This is a genomic window from Brevibacterium sp. Lmc1, from assembly GCF_057654315.1.
Genome location: NZ_CM172803.1, coordinates 2,258,362 through 2,281,269, shown reverse-complemented (window position 1 = coordinate 2,281,269; position 22,908 = coordinate 2,258,362). Strand labels below are relative to the sequence as shown.

23 protein-coding genes are annotated in these 22,908 nt (G+C 66.7%); all 23 read left to right on the top strand.

Annotated features, from left to right (window positions below):
* Positions 1-8 precede the first annotated feature (8 nt).
* The 23 genes from carB to trpC all read left to right on the top strand — a co-directional run bounded on the left by carB (position 9) and on the right by trpC (position 22,792).
* The gene (gene carB, locus AC239G_RS10255; protein WP_487488783.1) at positions 9-3,284 is read left to right on the top strand and encodes a carbamoyl-phosphate synthase large subunit; all 3,276 of its coding nucleotides are present in this window, start codon (positions 9-11) and stop codon (positions 3,282-3,284) included.
* Positions 3,284-4,129, top strand: coding sequence for an orotidine-5'-phosphate decarboxylase (gene pyrF, locus AC239G_RS10250; RefSeq protein WP_172170289.1), 846 nt, complete (start codon positions 3,284-3,286; stop codon positions 4,127-4,129). The genes carB and pyrF overlap by 1 nt, the downstream gene beginning before the upstream one ends.
* A 175-nt stretch (positions 4,130-4,304) precedes the next feature.
* Entirely contained in the window at positions 4,305-4,616 is a 312-nt protein-coding gene (gene mihF, locus AC239G_RS10245; protein WP_025777825.1) for an integration host factor, actinobacterial type, read from the top strand.
* Between the two features lie 19 nt (positions 4,617-4,635).
* Complete coding sequence (gmk, locus tag AC239G_RS10240; protein WP_139467329.1) at positions 4,636-5,199, top strand: guanylate kinase; 564 nt, start codon at positions 4,636-4,638, stop codon at positions 5,197-5,199.
* Entirely contained in the window at positions 5,200-5,547 is a 348-nt protein-coding gene (gene rpoZ / locus AC239G_RS10235; RefSeq protein WP_025777823.1) for a DNA-directed RNA polymerase subunit omega, read from the top strand.
* Complete coding sequence (gene coaBC / locus AC239G_RS10230; RefSeq protein WP_487488782.1) at positions 5,544-6,824, top strand: bifunctional phosphopantothenoylcysteine decarboxylase/phosphopantothenate--cysteine ligase CoaBC; 1,281 nt, start codon at positions 5,544-5,546, stop codon at positions 6,822-6,824. Before rpoZ ends, coaBC begins: the two co-directional genes overlap by 4 nt.
* Complete coding sequence (gene metK, locus AC239G_RS10225) at positions 6,821-8,026, top strand: methionine adenosyltransferase (RefSeq protein ID WP_139467327.1); 1,206 nt, start codon at positions 6,821-6,823, stop codon at positions 8,024-8,026. The genes coaBC and metK overlap by 4 nt, the downstream gene beginning before the upstream one ends.
* Positions 8,027-8,038: 12 nt before the next feature.
* Positions 8,039-10,093, top strand: a complete 2,055-nt coding sequence (locus tag AC239G_RS10220; RefSeq protein ID WP_487488781.1) for a primosomal protein N' family DNA-binding protein — start codon at positions 8,039-8,041, stop codon at positions 10,091-10,093.
* Between the two features lie 29 nt (positions 10,094-10,122).
* Entirely contained in the window at positions 10,123-11,055 is a 933-nt protein-coding gene (locus AC239G_RS10215) for a methionyl-tRNA formyltransferase (RefSeq protein WP_139908105.1), read from the top strand.
* A gap of 5 nt (positions 11,056-11,060) precedes the next feature.
* Positions 11,061-12,614, top strand: a complete 1,554-nt coding sequence (locus tag AC239G_RS10210) for an RsmB/NOP family class I SAM-dependent RNA methyltransferase (RefSeq protein WP_487488780.1) — start codon at positions 11,061-11,063, stop codon at positions 12,612-12,614.
* 3 nt (positions 12,615-12,617) lie between these two features.
* Entirely contained in the window at positions 12,618-13,280 is a 663-nt protein-coding gene (gene rpe, locus AC239G_RS10205; protein ID WP_139467323.1) for a ribulose-phosphate 3-epimerase, read from the top strand.
* Positions 13,281-13,330: 50 nt separating this feature from the next.
* Positions 13,331-13,996, top strand: coding sequence for a nicotinamide mononucleotide transporter family protein (locus AC239G_RS10200; protein WP_139908102.1), 666 nt, complete (start codon positions 13,331-13,333; stop codon positions 13,994-13,996).
* 98 nt (positions 13,997-14,094) lie between these two features.
* Positions 14,095-14,358, top strand: a complete 264-nt coding sequence (locus AC239G_RS10195; protein ID WP_101544371.1) for a phosphoribosyl-ATP diphosphatase — start codon at positions 14,095-14,097, stop codon at positions 14,356-14,358.
* A 53-nt stretch (positions 14,359-14,411) separates the two neighbouring features.
* Positions 14,412-15,251, top strand: coding sequence for an ATP phosphoribosyltransferase (gene hisG, locus AC239G_RS10190; RefSeq protein WP_172169683.1), 840 nt, complete (start codon positions 14,412-14,414; stop codon positions 15,249-15,251).
* A 7-nt stretch (positions 15,252-15,258) separates the two neighbouring features.
* A complete protein-coding gene (locus AC239G_RS10185; protein ID WP_229663936.1) occupies positions 15,259-15,693 on the top strand; it encodes a PH domain-containing protein in 435 nt (144 codons plus the stop codon).
* Between the two features lie 2 nt (positions 15,694-15,695).
* Positions 15,696-16,895 (top strand): CaiB/BaiF CoA transferase family protein, encoded by a 1,200-nt coding sequence (locus AC239G_RS10180; RefSeq protein WP_139467320.1) that lies wholly within the window; start codon positions 15,696-15,698, stop codon positions 16,893-16,895.
* 11 nt (positions 16,896-16,906) lie between these two features.
* Positions 16,907-18,409 carry a carboxyl transferase domain-containing protein gene (locus AC239G_RS10175; protein ID WP_139467319.1) on the top strand — a complete coding sequence of 501 codons (1,503 nt, stop codon included), beginning with the start codon at positions 16,907-16,909 and terminating at the stop codon, positions 18,407-18,409.
* Between the two features lie 9 nt (positions 18,410-18,418).
* Positions 18,419-19,183 (top strand): imidazole glycerol phosphate synthase subunit HisF, encoded by a 765-nt coding sequence (gene hisF / locus AC239G_RS10170; RefSeq protein ID WP_139467318.1) that lies wholly within the window; start codon positions 18,419-18,421, stop codon positions 19,181-19,183.
* The gene (hisI, locus tag AC239G_RS10165) at positions 19,180-19,536 is read left to right on the top strand and encodes a phosphoribosyl-AMP cyclohydrolase (protein ID WP_139467317.1); all 357 of its coding nucleotides are present in this window, start codon (positions 19,180-19,182) and stop codon (positions 19,534-19,536) included. Before hisF ends, hisI begins: the two co-directional genes overlap by 4 nt.
* Complete coding sequence (gene trpE / locus AC239G_RS10160; protein WP_139467316.1) at positions 19,439-21,079, top strand: anthranilate synthase component I; 1,641 nt, start codon at positions 19,439-19,441, stop codon at positions 21,077-21,079. The genes hisI and trpE overlap by 98 nt, the downstream gene beginning before the upstream one ends.
* Positions 21,080-21,083: 4 nt before the next feature.
* Positions 21,084-21,632 (top strand): Trp biosynthesis-associated membrane protein, encoded by a 549-nt coding sequence (locus tag AC239G_RS10155; RefSeq protein ID WP_139467315.1) that lies wholly within the window; start codon positions 21,084-21,086, stop codon positions 21,630-21,632.
* A gap of 96 nt (positions 21,633-21,728) precedes the next feature.
* Positions 21,729-21,998 carry an HGxxPAAW family protein gene (locus AC239G_RS10150; RefSeq protein WP_139467314.1) on the top strand — a complete coding sequence of 90 codons (270 nt, stop codon included), beginning with the start codon at positions 21,729-21,731 and terminating at the stop codon, positions 21,996-21,998.
* The gene (trpC, locus tag AC239G_RS10145) at positions 21,995-22,792 is read left to right on the top strand and encodes an indole-3-glycerol phosphate synthase TrpC (RefSeq protein ID WP_139467313.1); all 798 of its coding nucleotides are present in this window, start codon (positions 21,995-21,997) and stop codon (positions 22,790-22,792) included. Before AC239G_RS10150 ends, trpC begins: the two co-directional genes overlap by 4 nt.
* Positions 22,793-22,908 lie beyond the last annotated feature (116 nt).

Below are 22,908 nucleotides of genomic sequence, written 5' to 3'. Positions count from 1 at the left end.
AACCCCCAATGCCATTGAGACACGACCTCAAATCCGTCCTCGTCATCGGCTCCGGCCCCATCGTCATCGGCCAGGCCTGCGAATTCGACTACTCCGGCACCCAGGCCTGCCGCGTGCTGCGCTCCGAGGGCCTGCGCGTCATCCTCATCAATTCGAACCCGGCGACGATCATGACCGACCCGGACATCGCCGACGCCACCTACGTCGAACCGATCGATCCGGACGTCATCGAGACGATCATCGAGAAGGAACGCCCCGACGCGCTCCTGCCCACCCTGGGCGGACAGACCGCACTCAACGCGGCCATCGCCCTCCACGACGCCGGAGTGCTCGAGAAGTACGGCGTCGAACTCATCGGTGCCGACGTCGACGCCATCCAGCGCGGCGAGGACCGCCAGAAGTTCAAAGACATCGCCGAGGCCTGCGGCGCCGAAGTGGCCAGATCCGCCATCTGCCACACCCTCGACGAAGCCCTTGCCGCCGCCGAGGAGCTCAACTACCCGGTCGTCGTCCGCCCCTCGTTCACCATGGGCGGCCTCGGCTCGGGTATGGCCTATGACGAAGCCGATCTGCGCCGCATCGCCGGCGCCGGCCTGTCCGATTCCATCACCCACGAGGTGCTGCTCGAGGAATCGATCCTCGGGTGGAAGGAATACGAGCTCGAGCTCATGCGCGACAACAAGGACAACGTCGTCGTCGTGTGCTCGATCGAAAACGTCGACCCCGTCGGCGTGCACACCGGTGACTCGATCACAGTGGCCCCGGCCCTGACGCTGACCGACCGGGAATACCAGTCGATGCGCGATATCGGCATCGCCATCATCCGGGCCGTCGGCGTGGACACCGGCGGCTGCAACATCCAGTTCGCCGTCGACCCCAGGACCGGACGCATCATCACCATCGAGATGAACCCACGCGTCTCCCGGTCTTCGGCGCTGGCATCGAAGGCCACCGGCTTCCCGATCGCGAAGATGGCCGCGAAGCTCGCCGTCGGCTACTCGCTCGACGAGATCCCCAACGACATCACGAAGGTCACTCCGGCCAGCTTCGAACCGACCCTGGACTATGTGGTCGTGAAGATCCCGCGCTTCACCTTCGAGAAGTTCCCGGCCGCGGATCCGACCCTGACGACGACGATGAAATCCGTCGGTGAGGTCATGGCCCTGGGCCGCAATTTCACCACCGCGCTGCAGAAGGCGATGCGTTCACTCGAGCAGAAGGACTCCGCGTTCAGCTGGACCGACCTGCCCGACGTCTCCGACGACGACGTCCGCGAATCCGTCCTCGAAGCGATCTCGCACGCCACTGCCGACCGCATCCACTCGGTCCAGCGCGGACTCGCCGCCGGCCTGAGCGCGGCGGAGGTCTTCGACGCCTGCGAGATCGACCCCTGGTACCTCGACCAGATCCAGCTCATCAACGAGGTGGCCGCCTATGTCCGCGACGCCGACGAACTGGACGAGCAGGTCCTGCGGGTCGCGAAGAACCACGGTTTCTCCGACGAGCAGATCGCGGGACTGCGCAGCCTCGACACGAGCGTCGTCACCGGCATCCGCCATGCACTGCGCGTGCGCCCGGTGTTCAAGACGGTCGACACCTGCGCCGGAGAATTCGAAGCGAAGACTCCCTACCACTACTCGAGCTACGACTCCGAGACCGAGGTCATGCCGCGCGAACGCCCGGCAGTGATCATCCTCGGCTCGGGACCGAACCGCATCGGCCAGGGCATCGAGTTCGACTACTCGTGCGTGCACGCGACCATGGCGATCGGGTCGGCCGACTACGAGACGATCATGGTCAACTGCAACCCGGAGACCGTGTCGACGGACTACGACACCGCCGATCGCCTGTACTTCGAACCCCTGACGTTCGAAGACGTCATGGAGGTCTACCACGCCGAACTCGCCGCCGGCGAGGTCCTCGGCGTCGTGTGCACTCTCGGTGGACAGACCCCGCTGGGCCTGGCCGACAAGCTCAAGGCCGCGGGTGTGCCGGTGCTCGGCACCCAGCCCGAAGCCATCGATCTGGCCGAGGACCGCGGAGAGTTCGGAGCCGTGCTGGAGAGGGCCGGTCTCACTGCCCCCAAGCACGGCACCGCAGTGACCGCAGCGGAAGCCGCAGTGATCGCGGAGAACATCGGCTACCCGGTGCTCGTGCGGCCCTCCTATGTCCTCGGCGGACGCGGAATGCAGATCGTCTACGATCGCACCCAGCTGCTCGACTACATGGCCAGCGCCACGGAGATCTCGACCGATCGTCCGGTCCTCGTCGACCGCTTCCTCGAAGACGCCATCGAGATCGACGTCGACGCCCTCTACGACGGCAACGAGGTCTACATCGGCGGAATCATGGAGCACATCGAGGAAGCCGGAATCCACTCCGGTGACTCCGCCTGCGTACTGCCCTCGCTGACTCTGGGCGAGGACGTGCTCGAGCGCGTCCGCCAGGGCACGAAGGCCATCGCCGAAGGTGTGGGCGTACGCGGACTGCTCAATATCCAGTTCGCGATCGCCGCGGATGTCCTCCACGTCATCGAAGCCAACCCCCGTGCCTCGCGGACCGTGCCCTTCGTCTCGAAGGCGACCTCGACCCAGCTGGCCAAGGCCGCGGCGCTCATCGCCGTGGGCCGCACGATCGAGGATCTGCGCGGAGATCTGCTGGCAGCGGCCGGCGACGGCTCGACCCTGCCGCTCGACCATCCGATCGCCGTCAAGGAGGCAGTCCTGCCGTTCCGACGGTTCACCACCGTCGAAGGCAAGATCGTCGACTCGATCCTCGGTCCCGAGATGCGCTCGACCGGTGAGGTCATGGGCATCGACCACAACTTCCCGACCGCCTTCGCGAAGGGACTGCTCGGGGCATCTGTGAAGCTGCCGACCTCGGGCACCGTGTTCGTGTCGGTGGCCGATCGGGACAAGCGCGCCATGGTGCTGCCGGTCAAGGAGCTCGTCGACATGGGCTTCGACGTCGTCGCGACCACCGGCACCGCGGCCGTGCTCTCCCGCTACGGAATCAAGACCACACAGGTGCACAAGCACTTCGAGGCCGATGCCGAAGACCGCACGGTCATCGACTACCTCACCGCGGGCACCATCGATATGGTCATCAACGTGCCGTCGGGTCGGCAGGAACGCGCCGACGGCTATGAGATCCGAGCCGCGGCGACCGCGAACTCCGTGCCGCTGATCACGACGCTGGCCGAGTTCGCCGCCGCCGTGACCTCTCTCGAGGTCATCCGCGACTCGAAGTTCGACGTGCGCAGCCTGCAGGATTGGAACGCCTGATGTTCGGCACCCGACTGGCAGCCGCCATGGACGAGCACGGACCGCTGTGTGTGGGTATCGACCCGCACGAGCATCTTCTCGCCTCCTGGGGGCTGCCCGCCAGCGCCGCAGGCGTAAGGGAGTTCGCCCTCCGCACGGTCTCCGAGCTCAAGGGCTCGGTGGCCGCCGTCAAACCGCAGTCTGCGTTCTTCGAACAGTACGGCTCCGCCGGAGTCGCTGCTCTCGAAGAGACGCTGGCCGCGGCCAGGGACGCCGGACTGCTCACCGTCCTCGACATCAAACGCGGTGACATCGGGTCGACCATGGGTGCCTACGCGAAGGCGTACCTCGACCCTGCCTCGGCGCTGGCTGCGGACTCGATCACGGTCTCGCCCTACCTCGGATTCGGCGCTCTGGAGCCGGCCTTCGAACTCGCTGCCGCTCACGGCAAGGGCGTGTTCGTCCTGGCACTGACCTCGAATCCGGAAGGGGCAGAAGTCCAGCATGCCGTGAGAGACCGCGAATCGGTGGCCGGATCGATCGTGTCCCGAGTCCGGCAGCGCAATGCTCAGGCACTGGGGACACCCGACGAGCTCGGTCCCTTCGGACTCGTCGTCGGCGCGACCATCGGCACCGCAGCGCGCGATCTGGGTTTCGATCCCAGTGACTGCGGGGGACCGATCCTCGCTCCGGGCGTCGGTGCACAGGGTGCGGGCCTGACCGAGCTGCGGGCGGTCTTCGGCGGCCGGGCGCTGGAATCGGGACAGGTGCTCGCCACCGCCTCCCGGGCGGTGCTCGGTGCCGGACCCGACGGTCTGGCCGAAACCGCCGCCGCGCTCAATCGTGCGCTGACGGTCACCGACTGAACAGCGGTGTTCGGATCGCGGGGGCGGTCCGAACACCGGTTTCGGTGTTCCGTCGACGGGCGGATTCCGGCTCGCCACGACACAAATTTCTGCTCATATCGCCTCTCGGCAGGGATTTTGTCTTAGACTGAGACAACTTCCCTACCTGCCCGTTCATGGTGACAGAGGAGACAAAGTGGCACTCGAACCGTTGACCCCGCAACAGCGTTCCGCTGCGTTGGACAAAGCGTTCAAGGCACGTCAGGCACGAGCCGAAGTGAAGTCGGCGCTGAAGACCGGCGATACCGATCTCGCGGCCGTGCTCAAGAAGGCAGCAGACGACGAAGCACTGGCGAAGATGCGTGTGCTCGATCTGCTCAGAGCTCTGCCCGGAGTCGGCGACCGGCGCGCCGAAGCCGCCATGGAAGAGGTCGGCATCGCCACCTCCCGTCGGATCAAAGGTCTGGGCGTCCACCAGAAGTCCGCCCTGTTGGAGAAATATTCCTGAGTGTGACAACCTCAGATCTGTGAATAATCGACTCACCGTCCTCGCGGGTCCGACCGCCGTCGGAAAAGGCACCATCAGCACCTATATTCGGCAGAACCACCCCGAGGTCTGGTTCTCCGTGTCGGCCACGACCCGACCCAGACGCCCCGGTGAGATCGATGGTGTCCATTATCACTTCCTCACCGACGACGCCTTCGACACCCTCATCGCCGAGGATCGCCTGCTCGAATACGCCGTCGTCCACGGACGCCACCGCTACGGCACGCCTTCGGCCCCGGTGGAGGAGAAGCTCGACCAGGGGATTCCCGCGCTGCTGGAGATCGATCTGCAGGGAGCCCGCCAAGTCAAAGAGAAGATGCCCGATGCCCGCTTCGTCTTCCTCGCCCCGCCCAGCTGGGACGAACTCGTCTCCCGACTGACCGGTCGAGGCACCGAAACGGAGGAGGAGCAGGAACGACGACTGGCCACCGCGAAACGCGAATTGGCCGCCGAATCGGAGTTCGACGTGACCATTGTGAACGACCACGTTCGCACTGCGGCCGAAGAACTCCTATCATTGATGGGTATATCCACTTCCGATTAGATGGGAATCTCCTTGCCCGCACAGCCTGAAGGCATCACCAACCCTCCGATCGACGATCTGCTCAACGTCACCGGTTCGAAGTACGAACTGGTCTCGATCGCGGCAAAGCGCGCCCGTCAGATCAACTCGTACTACGCCCAGCTGCAGGAGGGACTGCTCGAGAACGTCGGTCCGCTCGTCACGCCGGGCACCAACGAGAAGCCTCTGTCGATCGCTCTGCGTGAGGTCAACGAGTCGAAGATCGTCGCCCGCGAGGTCTCCGAAGCCGACTTCATCCAGGCCGCACCCGAGGCCGAAGCCACCGCTCCTGTGAGCAACGACGGCGCGATCGACTTCAGCGACCAGTGAGAATCGTACTCGGCGTCGCCGGTGGGATCGCCGCCTACAAAGCGGCACACATCATCCGGCGACTCCGGGAACTCGACCACAGCGTCAAGGTCGTTCCGACGGCCAACGCACTGAAATTCATCGGTGCCCCCACTCTCGAGGCACTGTCCGGCCAGACCGTGACCACCGATGTCTTCGACGAGATCGACACCGTCAATCACGTCCGCATCGGACAGGAAGCCGAACTCGTCATCATCGCCCCGGCGACCGCCGATCTGATCGCGAAGATCGCCGCCGGACGAGCCGATGATCTGCTCACCGCCTCCGTGCTCACCACGACCGCCGAGGTGGTCGTGGCCCCGGCCATGCACACGGAGATGTGGCTCAACCCCGCCACAGTCGCCAACATCGCGACCCTGCGCTCCCGCGGCGTCCATGTCCTCGACCCTGCTGTCGGACGCCTCACCGGCTCCGATTCCGGTCCCGGACGACTGCCCGAACCCGAAGCGATCGTCGACTTCGCGCTCTCGGTCAAGGACGGCACCGCCGGCGACTCGGCAGATGCGTCCACTGACCCCAGCGGTGCTCTGTCCGGTCGTCGCATCGTGATCAGCGCCGGCGGCACGCGGGAAGCACTCGACCCCGTGCGCTTCCTCGGCAACCGCTCCTCAGGCAAACAGGGCATCGCGCTGGCCAAGGCCGCCCATGCCGCGGGCGCATCAGTCGAACTCGTCGCCGCGAACATCGACACCGGTCTGCTGACGGGACTGCCTGCGGGCATCACGATCACTCCGGTCGAATCCACTCTTGAGCTGCAGTCGGCGATGCATTCGGCCCAGGTGTGGGCTGATGCCATCATCATGGCCGCTGCCGTCGCCGACTACCGGCCGGCCGAGACGACGGACTCGAAGATGAAGAAGTCCGGAGACGACGGTCTGACTCTGCGTCTCGTGCAGAACCCGGACATCCTCCGCGGACTCGTCGACGAGCGCAGCCGTCAGTCCAGCCTCCGCCATCAGATCATCGTCGGATTCGCCGCCGAGACCGGGGACGCCGCCACCGCAGCCCTCGACTACGCTCGAGCCAAGTTCCAGCGCAAGGGCGTCGACCTTCTCGTCTTCAACGACGTCTCCGACGACCGCGCCTTCGGCCACGATGAGACCATGGTCCAGATCATCTCCGCCGACCGCGGCGAGATCGTCGTCGGTGAGGAATTCCACGGGTCGAAGGACCATGTTTCACAAAAGGTCATCGCGGCCGTCTCCGACCGAATCACCCACGTAGAATCGACAACGTGACACACACAAATCTGCGTTTCTTCTCATCCGAGTCCGTCACCGAGGGACATCCCGACAAGATCTGCGACCAGATCAGCGATGCGGTGCTCGACGACCTGCTCCGGCAGGACCCCAACGCCAAAGTGGCCGTGGAGACCATGGTCACCACCGGCCTCGTCCACGTCGCCGGTGAGGTGAATACGGCCGCCTACGCCGACGTCGCCGGAATCGTGCGCAGCCTCATCACGGGCATCGGCTACGACTCCTCGGACACCGGCTTCGACGGACACTCCTGCGGAGTCTCAGTGTCCATTGGAAGCCAGTCCACGGACATCCACTCCGGTGTGACGAATCCGCTGGACTTCCGCGAGGCCGTCGAATCCTCCGACCACGGCACCAGCCTCGGCGCCGGAGATCAGGGACTGATGTTCGGCTATGCCGACAACTCCACCGATGTGCTCATGCCGCTGCCCATCCACTTGGCCTCCCGGATGGCCGAGCAGCTCTCCGCGGTGCGCAAGTCCGGTCGGCTCGACTACCTGCGCCCCGATGGGAAGACCCAGCTGACGCTGGGCTATGACGGCGATGAGGCAGTGTCGATCGAGAACGTCGTCGTCTCCACCCAGCACTCGGCGGAGACCAGCCAGTCTCAGCTGCACACGGAGATCAAGGAACTCGTCATCGATCCGGTGATCGCCGATTCCGGTCTCGACACCTCGGGCGCGAACATCCACATCAACCCTGCCGGCCCCTTCGTGACGGGCGGGCCGATGGGCGATGCCGGTCTGACCGGACGGAAGATCATCGTCGACACCTACGGCGGGTTCTCCCGTCACGGTGGCGGTGCGTTCTCCGGCAAGGACCCATCGAAGGTCGACCGTTCGGCGGCCTACGCTATGCGCTGGGTGGCGAAGAACGTCGTCGCCGCCGGTCTCGCCGACCGCGCCGAGGTGCAGGTGTCCTATGCGATCGGCCGAGTCGATCCGATGGGGCTCTACGTCGAGACCTTCGGGACGGAGAAGGCGGACCCGGCGGCCATCTCGGCTGCCATCCGCGAGGTCTTCGACCTCCGCCCTGCGATGATCATCCAGGAACTCGACCTGCTGCGCCCGATCTACTCGCAGACCTCGACCTACGGCCACTTCGGCCGTGAGCTGCCCGATTTCACCTGGGAGGTCACGGACCGCGCCGAGGATCTGCTGCGCGCCGTGTCCTCCAGCTAGTCTGCCGTCGGCGTGGACGAACCCCTCCCGATCGACACCGGCACCTCGGCCGAGGGCCAGGTGCCCCTGGCCCCGACCGAACCGGTCGCCCGAGTTCTCATCGACCATCCCGTCCCGCACCTGGCGCGGACCTTCGACTATGCGGTGCCGGAGAAGCTCGCCGAGGCTGCCCTGCCCGGTGTGCGGGTGCGGGTGAAGTTCGCCGGAAAGCTGCGCGACGGCTATCTGCTCGAACGCATCGATTCCTCGGACCACATCGGTCCGCTGGCGACGATCCAACGCATCAGCGGCCCCATTCAGGTGCTGAGTGCGGATCTGCTCGCCTTGAGCGAAGCTGTCGCCCGTCGCTACGGCGGCACCCTCGCCGATGTGCTGCGCCTGGCCATCCCACCGCGTCATGCCCGCGGCGAGAAAGCCGTGCTCAAGGCTGAGAAGGCGGGAGATCCGGCCGCACAGACCGACGCGGACGCCGCGGACCCAGCGACCGGACCGAACGACGGGCCGGCGGATGATCCGCAGCTGCTCGGCCGCCTCGGCGAATGGGTTCTTACGGTGGGGACGGAATCCACGGCCGACGATGCCTCGGAGTCGCCTCGGCGCAGAGCCCTGGCGTGCACACCCGGGCCGACGCCGGGCCTCAGCTGGATCCGTGCCGGACTCGATGCCGCACGGGCGAGTCTCGAAGCCGGCCGGTCCGTGCTCTGGCTTGTGCCCGATCATCGTGAACTCGCCGTGCTCCATTCGACTCTCACCCACGCTGGGATCGCGGAGGTCTCGGTGCTCAGCGCCGACCAGTCACCGGAGCTGCGGTGGCAGGCCTGGCTGCGCGGACTGCTCGGACACACGCGGATCACGATCGGCACGCGTGCGGCAGCCTTCGCCCCCGTCGCGGACCTCGGGCTCATCATCTGCACCGATGACGCGAACCTCAACTATCTCGATCAGCACGCCCCGTACCCGCACGCCCGGGAGGTCTGCCTGCTGCGGTCGACGATCGAGGACACCGAGCTGCTCTTCGTCTCCACCGACCGCAGCGCCGAAGTGCAGCGCCTCGTCGAGATCGGCTGGCTGGCCGACGTCACACCGGTGGGACCCGCCAGGCGGCATGCCGCCCCCGTCGTCTTCGTCCCCGATGAGGACCGGGACCCCTTCGCCTGGCAGCGCATTCCCAGCCGCGCCTGGCAGATCATGCGAACGGCGCTGCGTCCGCGTCCCCGGGACGGCGGAGTGCCCGGTCCGGTGCTCGTTCAGGTGCCGCGCTCCGGCTACTATCCCGTCTTCGCCTGTGCCCGCTGCCAGGAAGTCGCCCGCTGCCCGCAATGTCAGGCGACGCTGACCACACAGTCGGAAGTCGGTCCCTTCGCCTGCCGGTCCTGCGGCTTTCACTCGGAGACGTTCAGCTGCCTGCGCTGCCGGTCGAACCGTGTGCGGTCGATCGTGCGCGGCCGGGCCCGCACCGTCGAAGAGCTTGCCCGGGCGCTGCCCGACATCGAGATCGTCGAATCCGGAGGCGACCACATCTCCACTGCCCTCGACGAGACCCCGCGACTCGTGGTCGCCACCACCGGAGCCGAACCCTATGTGCTCGGCGGTTATGCCGCGGCGATCCTCTTGGACTCGCTGTGGCCGGGGCCCTGGATGCGCTCGATCGACGAAAGTGTGGCACGCCGGCTGCGAGCCGCCTCACTCGTGCGTTCCCGCGATGACGGGGGAGCCGTCTACCTCGGCGACGAAGACGAACTCATCCGGCAGACCCTGACCGCCTTCGACCCCACGACCTTCATGTCACGACAGCTGAGCGACCGGAAGGCACTCGGCTTCCCGCCCTACCGACGGATCCTCGAACTCACGGGAGCAGGCGCCGACATCGACGAGGTGCTCGAACAGATCGGCGAGGTCGAGGAACTCCTGCGTGAGGACGCCGAGGACGGACAGCGCAGCGTCAGCGCCTACCCGTTCTCCGCCGGAGACCGCGTCGGAACGAGAGCGGCCGAGATCATCGCCTCCCGGTCCGCCAAGAAGCAACGGCAGGTGCGCGTGCGCATCGACGATCCCCGGTCGCTGTGACGGCGCGGCGAACCAGTAGAATCCAAGTCGTGGATATCGTCTTCGCCGGCACCCCTGATGTCGCAGTTCCCGCCCTCGAGGCCTTTGCCGAATCGAGCCACCGCATCCGTGCGGTGCTCACCCGACCCGATGCGCCCGTCGGACGGAAGAGAGTCCTCACCCCGTCACCGGTGAAGACCCGCGCTCTCGAACTCGGACTGCCCGTCATCGAAGCCGGTCGTCTGCGCGGCGACGTCATCTCCCAGCTGCAGGCACTCGATGTCGACGCCGTCGCCGTCGTCGCCTTCGGCGCCATCGCCGGACCCGCCGCACTGGCCACCGCCCGACTCGGCTGGTTCAACCTCCATTTCTCACTGCTGCCGGCCTACCGCGGAGCCGCCCCCGTCCAACGCGCACTCATCGGCGGTGAGACCACGAGTGGGATCAGTGTGTTCCGCATCGACGAGGGCATGGACACCGGCCCCGTGCTGCGCCGACTCGAACTGCCGCTCGACCACGCGGACGTCGCCGAGGCACTTGAGGACTATGCACGCCGCGGGGCACCCGAACTCGTCGCCGCCTTCGACGATCTCGCCGCCGGCACCGCCGCCCCGACCCCGCAGACCGGCGAGTCCAGCCATGCGGAGAAGATCACCGTCACCGACGCCCACCTCGACCTGTCCGCTCCGGCCGCCCGGGTCATCGACAGGGCCCGCGGAACCAGTCCCGCACCGGGACCATGGGTGGAACTCGACGGAAAGAGGACGAAGCTCTTCGGACTCTCACCCGCATCCGAAGTGACAACACCTGGGGCCGTCGGCGAATTGACCACCTGGCAGCAGCAACCGGTGCTGCGCTGCGGTGACGGCTGGGTCCGGGTCGAGCAGATCCAGCCCTTCGGCAAGGCCCGGATGGCCACGGCCGACTTCCTGCGCGGCCGCGGAGACGTGACCTTCGACCCCTATACCGAGAGGCAAGCATAAGAGCCATGGCTGAGTCAGCAGGCAGAGACCGCCGAGGCGGCAGCCGCGGAAACGACGGCAATCACGGGCAGCGCCGAGGCGGCAGCCGAGACACCGACCGACGCGCCGGCCACGGCCGCGGACGCAGCGATCACGGACGTCAGGGTCGCGACCGCCCACGTCAGGACCGCGGAGCATCGCAAGGCGAACGAGCGGGTAAGAACCTGCCGCGGCGCATCGCTTGGGAAGTCCTCCTCGACGTGGCGACGAAAGACGCCTACGCGAACCTGCTGCTGCCGGCCAAACTCTCGCGCACCCATATGGGCGCTCAGGACGCTGCCTTCACCACCGAGCTCACCTACGGAACCCTGCGTCGGCAGAAGTTCTACGATGCGGTCATCGAAATCGCCTCGTCCCGAGCCGTCGACAAGATCGATCCCGAACCCCTGGCCGCAATGCGGCTCGGCGCCCACCAGCTGCTGTCGATGCGGGTGCCCAACCATGCTGCACTGTCCGAAACCGTGGCTGTGGTCAAACGATCGGCGGCGAAGACCGCCGGATTCGTCAATGCCGTGCTCCGCCGTATCTCGGAAGCCGAACCCACCGAGTGGCTCGACCGCGTCACCGCCGAGGCCGACGAGACCACCCGACTGGCGATCGAACACTCCCATCCCGAATGGGTCGTCCGGGCATTGAACCAGGCGCTCAAGGGACATGGCCGCGATGCCGCCGAGCTCGAAGCTCTCCTCGAAGCCGACAACGCACCCGCAAAGGTCGGAGTGACCGCCCTGCCCGGACTCATCGACCGCACCGAACTGCCGGGGGAACCCACCCCGCTGTCACCGATCGGCGTCACCCTGGAGACCGCGGTTCCCCGGGACGTGGCAGCTGTGGCCGACGGACGTGCCCGCGTCCAGGACGAAGGTTCCGCGCTTGTGGCCCTCGCTTTGGCCGATATCGACGCACCCACCGGAACCTGGGCCGACCTGTGCGCCGGACCCGGCGGCAAGGCCGCCGTCCTCGCAGCCAGAGCCGCCGGCGAATCGACGACATTGGAGGCCTTCGACTCCAGCGAGCACCGTGTCGACCTCGTCCGCGACTCCACCAAGGCGCTGACCAACGTCATCGCCGCCGTCCGCGACGGACGCGACGCCCGCGGACCCTACTCGAAGATCCTCGTCGACGTACCCTGCTCCGGACTCGGTGCCCTGCGCCGCCGCCCCGAAGCCCGCTACCGCAGACGGCCCGAAGACATCACCTCCCTGACCGGACTGCAGCGCGAACTGCTCGCCGCTGCCCTCGATGCCTGCGCGCCCGGGGGAGTGGTCGCCTACTCGACGTGCTCACCGCACTACGCCGAAACCGTGCTCATCGTCGACGAGGTTCTGCGCCTGCGAGCCAAGTCGGGAAGCGCGGACATCGAGGTCCTCGACACCCCGGCCGCGCTGTCGGCGATCACCGGCACCGAGGCGGAGTCGTTCGCGTCGGTGACCCGGGAAGGCGGGCGATACGCCCAGCTCTGGCCCCATGTCCACAACAGCGACGGAATGTTCCTGGCTCTCCTGCGAAAGGCGAAATGACCCATGTCGATCGACATCAACCCCTCCATCCTGTCCTCGGACTTCTCCGATCTGCGCGGTGAGCTTACGAAGATCAGCACCGCCGATATGGCCCATATCGACGTCATGGACAACCATTTCGTGCCGAACCTCACCTTCGGCCCGCCCGTCGTCGAACGCATCCAGGCGATCTCACCGATCCCGCTCGACGCCCACCTCATGATCGCCGACGCCGACCGCAACGCTCCCGTGTACGCGGAGATCGGCTGCGCCTCGGTGACCTTCCACGCCGAGGCGGCTGCCGCCCCCGTCCGTCTCGCCCGGGAACTGCGCCGTCTCGGGGCCAAGGCCAGCCTCGCCCTCAAACCGGCCACCCCGATCGAACCCTTCATCGACCTCCTCGGCGAATTCGACCAGATCCTCATCATGACTGTCGAACCCGGATTCGGCGGTCAGAAGTTCCTCGACGTGTGCCTGCCGAAGATCACGCGGACCCGCGAAGCGATCTCTGCTTCCGGACTCGAGATCAAGCTGCAGGTCGACGGGGGAGTCTCCGCGGCGACGATCGACCGTGTCGTCGACGCCGGCGCCGACGTCCTCGTCGCCGGCTCCGCCGTCTACGGAGCCGACGATGCGGCAGCCGCCATCAGCGAACTGCGCACCCTCGCCGCCGCACACACCCACTGACCGAACCGGGCCGAACTATGCTTACGGCCCACACCTGAAGAGAGCCTGCGATGGACCTGTTCGACTGGTTGAACACCCCGGCATTCGAACTGCTGGGAAAGCCTGTGCCGTACTCCGACCTGTTCGGCAACATCTGTGCGCTGGCCACGGTCGTCCTGGCGCTGCGCCGGAACATCCTGTCCTGGCCGGTGCAGATCCTCGGCTCCATCCTCCTCTTCTCCGCAAGCCTCTCCGCCGGCCTCGGCGGCAACGCCTCTCGGCAGGTCGTCATCATCGTCGCCGCGGTCTGGGGATGGACGCAATGGAAGAAGTCCAAGGCCGCCGCCGGTGAAGTCCTCGTCCGCTGGGCGAGCTGGAAGGAACGGGCGATCCTGCTCGGAGCTCTCGTCATCGGCACCGGAGTCTTCGGCTGGGTCCTCGCCCTGGGCGGATGGTCCTGGAACCCCTACCCCGACGCCTATATCTTCATCGGTTCGATCGTGGCCATGTACGCCCAGGGCCGAGCCATCGTCGAATTCTGGTTCGTCTGGCTCGCCGTCGACCTCGTCGGCATCCCGCTGGCGATCTCCGGCGGACTCGTCTTCTCCGGAGCCGTGTACCTGTTCTTCCTCGTCATGGTCATCCTCGGACTCATCGACTGGTCGAAACGGTCACGCCAGACGATCTCTGCGCCTCACCGTCCGGCCACCGACATCGGCCGCGACCCCGAGGACTGAGGTCAGCCGCCGGCAGCACCAGTGAGACCCGGCCCGCAGCGTTCTAGAACATGAGACCCCGAATGCTGCGGCCGATGCAGATGCATTAGGCTGGAGAAGTGAAGACCTTTGAGACTCTCTACGCCGAACTCCAGCAGAAATCCCTCGATCGCCCCACCGGTTCGAAGACCGTGGCCGAACTCGACGCCGGAGTCCATGCGATCGGCAAGAAGGTCGTGGAAGAGGCCGCCGAAGTATGGATGGCCGCCGAATACGAAACCAAGGAAGAGCTCGCCGAGGAGATCTCGCAGCTGCTCTACCACGTACAGGTGATGATGATCGCCAAGGGACTGACCCTCGACGACGTCAACACCCACCTGTAAGACCCTCCCACGAACCTGACCGACCCGACGCCATCGAACTCCAAAGGGACCCCATGCTGCGTGTAGCCGTGCCCAACAAGGGCGCACTGTCCGAAGCCGCCTCCGACATGCTCAGCGAGGCCGGATACTCCACTCGACGCGGAACCAAGACCCTGGTCCATCAGGACGAGGTCAACGGAGTCGAATTCTTCTACCTGCGTCCCCGCGACATCGCCATCTACGTCGGCTCCGGAATCCTCGACGCCGGAATCACCGGCCGTGACCTGCTGCTGGAGTCACAGGCCGAAGCCGAAGAGGTGCTCGGACTCGGATTCGGTGCCTCGCGCTTCTTCTACGCCGGCACCGCCGGCTCGTTCACCTCGGCCGAGCAGCTGGCCGGTGCCCGCATCGCCACGAGCTTCCCGAACCTCGTGGATGCCGACCTGCAGCGACGCGGAATCGCGGCAACCACGGTGCAGCTCGACGGGGCGATCGAGGTCTCCATCCAGCTCGGAGTCGCCGACGCCATCGCCGATGTCGTCGAGACCGGCTCCACGCTGCGCGCCGCGGGACTCGAAACCTTCGGCGAGCCGCTGCTCGAATCAGAAGGTGTGCTCATCCAGCGCGCCGGAGCCGAATCCCGCATCGGCGTGCTCAAACGCCGCCTCGAATCGGTCATGGTCGCCCGCCAGTATGTGCTCGTCGACTACAACATCGAACAGCGCCTGGTTCCCGAGGCGATCTCGCTGACCCCGGGGCTCGAATCCCCGACCGTGTCCCCGCTGCAGGAGACCGGGTGGGTCGCTGTGCGCGTCATGGTCGAAGCGAAGGAAGTCAACAACGTCATGGACCGGCTCTACGGAGTCGGGGCGCGTGCGATTCTGGTGACGAACATTGGCGCCTGCCGAATCTGATCTGGCCGTGTTCCGGCCCCGACAGGTGCGCGTCGTCAGCATCGTCGGTGCCGTTGCCGTGACCGCTGGGTTCGCGGTCCTGTCCGTGGCGCTGTTCGTCGTGGACTGGGAACCGTGGACAGTGCTCGACATGATATGGATGAACCTGCTGGGCATTCTCTTCGGAGCCGCCCTGCTGCGCATCTCCGATATCCAGGCCCGGCCCACCGAGGACGGTCTGGTGGTCAAGAACATGGTGCGCACCCGTCGGCTCGACTGGGGACAGATCCTCGGTGTGACGTTCTCACCCGAGGGCGATGATCCGTGGCCCCTGTTGGACCTCACGGACGGCACCACCTGCGCGGTGATGGCGATCCAGCACGCAGACGGTCGCCGCGCCCATGCGGAGGTCGCACGATTGCGTATGCTCATCAAGAGACGCACCCACTTCAAGGAGGATTAGGAATGGCGAACGAGACACCCGAGGCAGGCCCCCTGACCGGATACACCGTCGTCGATCTCTCTCGTGCCCTGGCCGGCCCTCATGCAGGAATGATGTTCGGCGATCTCGGTGCACGGGTGATCAAGGTCGAGAACCCCGGCAAGGGCGATGATTCGCGGTCGTGGGGACCTCCCTTCGTCGGGCCTGCGGACAATCCTCAGGCCACCTACTTCTTCTCGTGCAACCGCAACAAGGAATCCATCGCCCTCGACCTCAAATCCGACACGGGCAAGGACACCCTGACCGGACTCATCGCACGCGCCGATGTTCTCATCGAGAACTTCCGCTCCGGTGTCCTCGACCGACTCGGCTTCTCCACCGCCCGCTGCATGGAGATCAACCCGCGCCTGGTCATCCTGTCCATCACCGGATTCGGCCACGACGGTCCGGAAGCCTCCCGCGCCGGCTATGACCAGATCGCCCAGGGCGAAGCCGGGCTGATGTCGCTGACCGGCTCGGGACCCGATGATATGCAGCGCGTGGGAGTGCCGATCGCTGACCTGCTGGCCGGAATCTACGGCTCATACGGCGTGCTGGCGGCCCTGCTCGAACGCGAACGCACCGGCAAGGGCAAGGTCGTGCGCACCTCGCTCATCGCGGGAATGGTCGGCGTCCACGCCTTCCAGGGCACCCGGGCCACGGTCGCCGGTCAGGAACCGCAGCCCGGCGGCAACCACCACCCTTCGCTGTCGCCCTACGGACTCTTCAACTGCCGCGACGGTGCCGTGCAGATCTCCGTGGGCAACGAGAACCTGTGGCAGAAGTTCTGCACTGCCTTCGACATCGATCCCGCCACCGAGGGCATGGCCGTCAACTCCGAGCGCGTGGACAACCGCGCCGCCGTCATCGAACTCATCGAAGACCGCTTCTCTGCCTACGCCGCAGCCGATCTGCTGAACAGGCTCACCGAGGCGGGAATCCCGTCCGGCACGGTGCGCACCCTGCCCGAGGTCTACCAGTGGGAGCAGGCACTCAGCCAGGGACTCAAGGTCTCGGTCGACCACCCCGTGCTCGGCGACATCGATCTGCCCGGACCGCCGCTGCGCTTCTTCGACGCCGATTCCTCCGGTGAGGTCGAAACCACCCGCACCGCTCACGATGCCCCGCCGCTGCTCGACGAAGACGCGGAATCCATCGTGGCGTGGCTCGCCGACGGAAACTGAACGGAATCGCCATGACGCGTCTCAACGCACTCGAGCTCGTCGACATCGTCCTCGACGAAGGATCCTATCTGTCCTGGGACACCACTCCCGTCCAGCCCGCCGGCGGGATCTCTGACGCCTACGCTGCTGAACTCGAAGCCGCGGCGCAGAAGTCCGGAGTCGACGAATCCATCATCACCGGCGAAGGCACCATCGCCGGCCGTCGCGTGGCCGTGATCGCCGGCGAATTCCGCTTCCTCGCCGGGTCGATCGGCGTGGCCGCGGCCGAACGCCTCGTCGATGCCATCGAACGTGCGACCCTCGAAGGGCTGCCCCTGCTGGCCGGTCCCGCCTCGGGCGGCACCCGCATGCAGGAGGGCACCATCGCCTTCCTGTCGATGGTGAAGATCACGAACGCCGTCATCGCCCATCGCAAGGCCGGACTGCCCTACCTCGTCTACCTGCGCCATCCCACCACCGGAGGAGTCTTCGCCTCCTGGGGATCGCTGGGGCACGTCACCGTGGCCGAACCCGGATCCCTCATCGGATTCCTGGGCCCTCGAGTATTCGAGGCCATCTACGGAGAGAAGTTTCCGGAGAACGTGCAGACCGGGGAGAACCTGCACAAGATGGGCATCGTCGACGCCGTCATCGGACCCGAACGCATCGCCGGCACGGTCTCCCGCGTCCTCGACGTGCTCATGGGCGCCAAGGAGGTTCCCAGCTCGGTGCCGGACCCGGACACGGCCCCGGACAGCGTCGACCCGAACTCCGATGCCTGGGCCGCGATCACCAGCTCGCGTCGCCCCGAACGACCCGGGGTCCGTGATCTGCTGCGCACCGCAGCGAACACCGTGCTGCCGCTCAACGGCACAGGCGAAGGGGAGAAGGACCCCGGACTGCTGCTGGCCCTGGCGAAGTTCGGTTCCGCACCGTGCATCGTCCTCGGCCAGGACCGATTCCGGCAGGACTCCCGCGAACCGATGGGCCCGGCGGCCCTGCGTGAGGCCAGACGCGGAATGCGATTGGCCGCGGAGCTGCACCTGCCGCTCGTGACCGTCATCGACACCCCCGGCGCGGCTCTGTCGAAGGAAGCCGAAGAAGGCGGCATCGCCGGCGAGATCGCCCGCAGCCTCGCCGACCTCGCCAACCTCGACGCTCCGTCCGTCTCGCTCATCCTCGGTGAGGGATCCGGGGGCGGAGCACTGGCCCTCATCCCGACCGATCGGGTGCTCAGCGCCGAACACGGCTGGCTCTCGCCCCTGCCGCCCGAAGGCGCCTCGGCGATCGTGCACCGCACGACCGAGAGAGCCGCCGAGATGGCTCAGAGCCAGGGCGTGCACGCTCCCATGCTGCAGGCCAACGGAGTCGTCGACCGAATCATCGCCGAACATTCCGACGCCAGCGACGAACCGCTCGACTTCGTCGCCAGGGTCGGTGAGACACTCGAATACGAACTCATCTCGCTCATGCGCGAACCTTCGGCCAGGCGGCTGGCCCGCCGAATGGATCGCTACCGGGGCCTGGGAATCTAGGAGGACTGCGTGGTAGCTGTCAGAGTCATCCCCTGTCTGGACGTGGACGGCGGACGCGTCGTCAAGGGAGTGAAGTTCGCCGACCTCAGGGACGCCGGCGACCCCGTCGAGCTCGCCCGCCGCTACGGCGAGTCCGGAGCCGACGAACTCACTTTCCTCGACGTCACGGCCAGCAGCGGTGACCGGGAGACCGTCCACGACGTCGTCCGCGCCTGCGCCGAAGAGGTCTTCATCCCGCTCACCGTCGGCGGAGGGATCCGCAGCGTCGCCGACGTCGACCGGCTGCTGCGCGACGGAGCCGACAAGGTCTCGGTCAACACCTCGGCGGTGAAGAACCCGGAACTCATCAGCGAGATCTCCCGACACTTCGGCAACCAGGTCCTCGTCCTCTCCCTCGACGCACGGCGCGCACAGGGCGCGAGCACGGAATCCGGCTTCGAGGTCACCACTCGCGGCGGCCGCGAAGGCACCGGCCGCTGCGCCATCGACTGGATCCGGGAAGCCGCCGACCGCGGGGTCGGCGAGATCCTGCTCAACTCCATCGACGCCGATGGCACACGTGAGGGGTTCGACCTCGAACTCATCCGCGCCGCCCGCGCCGCCGTCGACGTACCGCTCATCGCCTCAGGCGGCGCCGGAAAGGTCGAACACTTCGCTCCGGCAGTGGAAGCCGGAGCCGACGCCCTGTTGGCTGCCAGCGTCTTCCACTTCGGCACCCTGAGCATCGCCGAGGTCAAGGACGCCCTGCGCGCGGAGGGAATCGACGTCCGATGAGCAGCGACATCGACGCGACTCCGGAGAACTGGCGGGAGATCATCCGAACGAACGATGACGGGCTCATCCCTGTCATCGTCCAAGAGGCCACGAGCGCAGAGGTGCTCATGCTCGCGTGGATGGACGTCGAAGCCGTCTCCCGCACACTGGAGACGAAGCGGGCCACCTACTGGTCCCGATCCCGGCAGGAATACTGGGTGAAAGGGGAGACCTCGGGTCATGTCCAGCACGTCCGCTCGCTCAGCCTCGACTGTGATGCCGACGCCCTGCTCATGCTCGTCGACCAGACCGGACCCGCCTGCCATACGAACACCCCGACCTGCTTCACCGGAAGGACCATCAGTGTCGACTGACCCAGCGGCGAACCCCACCGACCTGCCGATCCGACCCAGCCTCGACGAGTTCCGCGCCCTCGGCGCCGACCATCGCCTGGTGCCGGTCCACACCCAGGTGCTCGCGGACTCGGAGACCCCGCTGAGCCTCTACCGCAAACTCACCGACGGCGGACCGGGCAGCTTCCTCTTCGAATCCGCCGTCGCCGGATCCTGGGCCAGGTACTCCTTCATCGGCTCGGCGCCCGTGGCCACCCTCATCTCGACCGCAGACGGATTCCACTGGACCGGCACCCCTCCGGTCGGCGTCCCCACCGACGGCGACGTCCTCGACGCGGTCACCGCCACCCTCGACCTCCTCGCCGTGGCCGAAGCGGAATCGGAACTGCCGCCCATGGTCTCGAGCTTCGTCGGCTACTTCGGATGGGACATCGTCCGTCGCTTCGAGAGGCTCGGGCCGCCGCGGCCCAACGAACACCACCTGCCGACCGTGCAGCTGATGATCCCCGGCGACATCGCCGTCTTCGACCACTATTCGGGAATGGTCACCCTCGTGGCCAACGTATTCAACGTCAACGGCGCCGATACCGGCATCGACGACGCCCACGCCTCGGGAGTCGCCCGTATCGCCGCGATGTGCGAGCGTCTGCAGCAGCCCAGCCCGGCAGATGTCCTGCGCCCCCGGAAGGCCGACCCCGAGGTGTCCACCCGCACCCAGCCACAGGTGTACCTCGACGGTGTGGAGACGGCGAAGCAGAAGATCGTCGACGGTGAGATCTTCCAGGTCGTCATCGGCCAGCGCTTCGACACACCGTGCGAGGCCGATGCGCTGAGCGTGTACCGGATGCTGCGGCATGCGAACCCGAGCCCCTTCATGTACCTGCTCAACCTCCATGACGACGGAGGGGAACCGGTGAGCATCATCGGCTCCTCACCCGAAGCACTCGTGACCGTCCGGTCGGGAGAGGTGGTCACCCACCCGATCGCCGGTTCCCGCCCCCGCGGGACCACACCGGAAGCCGATGACTCTTTGGCCCGAGAGCTCCTGGCCGATGAGAAGGAACGAGCCGAGCACCTCATGCTCGTCGACCTCGCCCGCAACGACCTGGCGAAGGTCTGCGCGGCCGGAACCATCGACGTCAGCGAGTTCATGGACATCGTCCGCTACAGCCACATCATGCACATCAGCTCGACCGTGCGCGGCGAACTCGAACCCGGAACCACCGCCATCGATGTGCTGCGGGCGACGTTCCCCGCCGGCACGCTGTCGGGTGCGCCCAAACCCCGGGCGCTGCAGATCATCGACGAACTCGAACCCGTCGGACGCGGAATCTACGGGGGAGTGGTCGGCTATATGTCCTTCACCGGCGACCTCGACCTCGCCATCGCCATCCGCACCGGGGTGCTCCGGAACGGCACGATGAGCGTCTACGCCGGAGGCGGACTCGTCGCCGACTCCGTGCCCGAGACCGAGTACCAGGAATCCGAGAACAAGGCCGCAGCGGTGCTGCGTGCCGCCGCCGCAGCCGACGCATTGGATGCGGCGGAGGGAAGTCAGAGGTGAGGCCATGACGAAATCACGCGGAGTCCTCATCATCCTCGTCATCGCCGCTGCCCTGTGGGCGCTGACCATCTCCGCCTGGCAGGCCGGTGCCGGAGGCGACACGCTCGGACCCAGCGGAGTGGCGAAGGTCACCGAGGATCCGAGCTCCCAGACCTCACCCGTGGCCACCGCGTGTGTGGCGATCATCGCGGTCTCGGGACTGCTCGCCGCAATGCTCGGACGGATCGGCCGCTTCGTCGTCCTGGGACTGGCCGGCATCGCCGGAATCGGCTACGGGATCACTGCACTGAGCGCCGCCTCGGCGCCGGGAGCCACTTCCTGGGCGATCATCGCCGCAGTGGCCGCAGGCATCGGCGTCATCGGCATCGTCTGGGTCGCCGTCGCCTCGAACGGGTGGACGAACTCCAACCGCTACGCCCGCACCGCCGAATCCGCTTCCGGGGAATTCGATTCCGCCGCGACCTGGGACGCACTGTCCCGCGGAGAAGACGTCGAAGACGCACCCGACGACGAAACGTCGACCGACCCGGACACCGACCCGGATTCGAAATGACCTTGTGACCGGGTCGGTGTCCGGTCAGCCGAAGAAGCGTGACACAATGGAGGAAAGTTTCCACACGCGTGTCACGCACTCACACAAAGGAGCGCCATGTCGCAGTCCCTCGCCCGCAACGGAGCCGCAGATCTCGACAAATCCACGATCGACTACGCAGCGATCGCCGATCCCGGTCACGGCAACTCGGTGGCGGGATGGACCGGAGTCGTCATCATGCTCATCGGCGTCACGGTCGGCTGTGTGGGATTCACGATCCACAACCCCACGATCACCTACATCTCCATCGGCATCGTCGCCCTCGGCGTCGTCGTCGGCCTGATCCTGCGCGCCATCGGACTGGGCAACAAGCCGAAGAAGAAATGACAGTCCTCATCGACATCATCTCCGGCGTGCGGGAAGATCTGCAGGCACGCCGGAACGAGGTACCGCTGAGCGAGATCACCGCGCGGGCCGCTGCGGCCGAACCGGTCCGCCCCTTCGACCTGTCCGCCGACTTCGGCGTCATCGCCGAGGTCAAGCGGAAGTCACCCTCCCGCGGTGACCTCGCCGAGATCCCCGACCCGGGCACGCTCGCCGGTCTGTACGCCGCCGGGGGAGCCCGGGCCATCAGCGTGCTCACGGAATCCCGCCGCTTCAACGGCAGTCTCGCCGACCTCGACTCGGTGCGCGCGGCCGTGGACATCCCGGTCCTGCGCAAGGACTTCATGGTCGACGAATATCAGTTCCACGAGGCCCGCGCTCATGGCGCGGACATCGTTCTGCTCATCGTCGCAGCACTCGATCCCGTGCAGCTGGGCGAGTTCCATGCCCTGGCCACGGAACTGGGGATGACAGCGCTCGTCGAGACCCACAATCGCGAAGAGCTGGAGACCGCGACGGAACTCGGTGCCGAACTCATCGGCGTGAACACCCGCAACCTCAAGGATCTCAGCGTCGACACCGACCGGTTCGCGCCCCTGGCCGAACTCGCTCCCGCCGGCTGCACCCTCGTGGCCGAGTCCGGCGTCGCCGGAGCGGCCGAGGTGACGAAGTACGCTGACGCCGGAGCCGACCTCGTGCTCGTCGGCGAAGCCCTCGTCACCGGCGGCCGTCCGCAGGCCGCAGTCGAGGAGTACACCGCACTCGGCCGGGAACGCCGCTCCCTGTCCGCATCCTGAACCCTGCCCGCGTCGGCCGCTGCACGTGACCGACGATGGGCTGACACTGCACCCATTCCGGCGTCCGATGAGGCGGAGTCTCTCCGCCCCGCAGTTCGGCGCCACGAGGAGATCGA

Excerpts from the sequence above, each read along its gene's own strand:
- AC239G_RS10200 (WP_139908102.1), top strand. The coding sequence starts at position 13,331 with ATGGACCTGTTCGACTGGTTGAACACCCCGGCATTCGAACTGCTGGGA.
- carB (WP_487488783.1), top strand. The coding sequence starts at position 9 with ATGCCATTGAGACACGACCTCAAATCCGTCCTCGTCATCGGCTCCGGC.
- rpe (WP_139467323.1), top strand. The coding sequence starts at position 12,618 with ATGTCGATCGACATCAACCCCTCCATCCTGTCCTCGGACTTCTCCGAT.
- pyrF (WP_172170289.1), top strand. The coding sequence starts at position 3,284 with ATGTTCGGCACCCGACTGGCAGCCGCCATGGACGAGCACGGACCGCTG.
- AC239G_RS10210 (WP_487488780.1), top strand. The coding sequence starts at position 11,061 with ATGGCTGAGTCAGCAGGCAGAGACCGCCGAGGCGGCAGCCGCGGAAAC.
- AC239G_RS10150 (WP_139467314.1), top strand. The coding sequence starts at position 21,729 with ATGTCGCAGTCCCTCGCCCGCAACGGAGCCGCAGATCTCGACAAATCC.
- AC239G_RS10180 (WP_139467320.1), top strand. The coding sequence starts at position 15,696 with ATGGCGAACGAGACACCCGAGGCAGGCCCCCTGACCGGATACACCGTC.
- hisI (WP_139467317.1), top strand. The coding sequence starts at position 19,180 with ATGAGCAGCGACATCGACGCGACTCCGGAGAACTGGCGGGAGATCATC.
- rpoZ (WP_025777823.1), top strand. The coding sequence starts at position 5,200 with ATGGGAATCTCCTTGCCCGCACAGCCTGAAGGCATCACCAACCCTCCG.
- hisG (WP_172169683.1), top strand. The coding sequence starts at position 14,412 with ATGCTGCGTGTAGCCGTGCCCAACAAGGGCGCACTGTCCGAAGCCGCC.
- AC239G_RS10155 (WP_139467315.1), top strand. The coding sequence starts at position 21,084 with ATGACGAAATCACGCGGAGTCCTCATCATCCTCGTCATCGCCGCTGCC.
- AC239G_RS10175 (WP_139467319.1), top strand. The coding sequence starts at position 16,907 with ATGACGCGTCTCAACGCACTCGAGCTCGTCGACATCGTCCTCGACGAA.
- trpC (WP_139467313.1), top strand. The coding sequence starts at position 21,995 with ATGACAGTCCTCATCGACATCATCTCCGGCGTGCGGGAAGATCTGCAG.
- trpE (WP_139467316.1), top strand. The coding sequence starts at position 19,439 with ATGCCGACGCCCTGCTCATGCTCGTCGACCAGACCGGACCCGCCTGCC.